The following is a 2,075-nucleotide window of genomic DNA, read 5'->3' on the forward strand; positions in this document are numbered from 1 at the left end:
GGTTTAGATCGTGCTGGGGATAATGGGCTGGGCGCGAAGCCCTCCCCTACACTTAGATCTGTAGGGTAATGCTCGGATTCGATCGATCTCTGAATATATTGATGTAGAAAGGTTTCAGGTATTGTCAATCCACGAATTAACGGGAAGCAGGGGTTTAAATCCCCATCCTAAAAACCCAATTCTCAATTCTCAATTCTCAATTCTCAATTAATTTAATGGCATTTATGTTTGGTAGAAGCGGGGACGTCGTTGGCGGGATTTTCGTTGAAGAAGTTGACTGGTTTGAGCATGAATCCGAGATAGCTAGCGGGCATGACTGGCCAGTCTTCTGCGCGGGGAATGTGGAGATGTCCGAGGGTATACCAGACGACGAGATCGGTATTGGCGATCGGGCGATCGGCTTTCGTCCATTCGGGTAAGCCTGCGCCGCCGGGATGTTGGTTGGGGTAATCGCCTGTGGCGTAGGATTCTTTGGGGTTGTAGGGGGTCACCCACAGGTGTTTGGTCATGTAGGCGGCGCGTTTGGTGACGCTGGCTTCGGGATGGGCGAAGGGGAGAATGTTTTCGCCTGGAACTAATTTATATGCCACGGGTTCGCCCATTTGATTGGTGACGTTGGGATTGACGATTTTCCAGTAGCGTCCGGCGAAGGGATAGACGATCCGCTGGGCGGCTAGTTCGGTTTCGAGCAGGGTGGGGGTGGCATAGAAGGCGTTGCCATAGGGGTTTTCTGGCCCCATTGGTGCGGCTTGGGTGTTGACTTCGTAGACGGAGTTGTTTTGGCCGTCTACGTTCATGTCCAAGCGGACGCTGAAGAAGTGTTGGTGGTTGGGGGCATAGAGTTGAGGGGCAATTATGGTGCCGTATTGGGGCTTTTCTCCTGGCATCACGGCACCCGTGTTCATGATGCCTGTCAGTTTGATTTCGTATTGAATCGAGCCATCTTGATAGAAGTACCAGTAGTAGCCGTATTCATAGTTGCCGACGGTGGCAATAAATGAGACGACCAGCCGCCGCGATCGCCGGACTTCGGCTTGTTCGGTGCGCCAATCGACATGTTTCCACAAAATTCCATAGTCTTCTTCATGCAGACAAATGGCGTTCTCGATGACGGCAACATTGCCCCGGCTATCGGTCAGGAGTCCGTCGAAGTAATGAACTTCACCCAAACAGTCGCAACCTAATTTTAGGGAGTTGGTGAGCGTTCCCAGGCCATATTCGCCGACGTCGAAGGCATTTTTACGGCAATGGGTCGGGTTCGGATCGCCATAAGGTACCGTCATCTCAACCAAGGAGGCTCGGTAAATAAGTGGGCGTTCTTTGCCTTGGTCTGTATAAGATACGGTGTGCAGTACCAAGCCTTCGCGGGGGGTGAAGCCAACGCGCAGTTTCCATTTTTGCCAGCAGATTTCATGACCGTTGACTTGAAAGCTGGCACCTTCGGGCTGGACGATCTCTAAGGGTTTGAGATCTTGACGGTAGTTTTTGACAAATTCTGGTGAATAGTTGCCTGCTTGGGGCGGTAATGGTACGACACCATAGTCTTCTATCCGCACTACCTCCATTTTATGGAGATCGACAACTGCGATGACACCTTCGATCGGTCGGGCATAGCCGTTATCTGTTGGACTCGATCGCACCCAGGACAAGGCGCGCGACAGGCGCAATCCACGATCGTCATCTCCGCCATAGTTGCCAGCCGACCACGGATCGACCATTACCAGATCCAGATCGGTAATGCCCCGTTTGAGTAGGGCTGCCTGAAATTCGGGACTAGCTTTGACAGCGGCTTCACAATCAAAAAACTCATCTAGTGCAATTCCCGGCTGCACGTCGGGAATATGCTGCCAAGATACGACGGTGCGGTTGGAGATCGACACGATCGCTTCATAGGTTTTGGCCGATTCGTTATCCATTATTATCAGAAATGCCTGTCGCTCGATCGCATCGCCAGGACGATAGGCGAGGACGCAATCTTTGGGCGGTTCTTGCAATGCTACCGACATAAACCGGATGCGATCTCCCAGGGATTTGGCTTGTTTTACCGTGGCAACGGCAACAGTAATTTCCTCGGC

At 52.0% G+C, this 2,075-nt stretch carries 1 protein-coding gene; it reads right to left on the reverse strand.

What is annotated here, in order from left to right:
* Positions 1 to 212: 212 nt before the first annotated feature.
* Positions 213 to 2,075: primary-amine oxidase (locus C7B77_RS28900; RefSeq protein ID WP_106313198.1), on the reverse strand; the 1,863-nt coding region annotated here is incomplete at its 5' end.

Source organism: Chamaesiphon polymorphus CCALA 037, assembly GCF_003003845.1.
GTDB lineage: Bacteria > Cyanobacteriota > Cyanobacteriia > Cyanobacteriales > Chamaesiphonaceae > Chamaesiphon > Chamaesiphon polymorphus.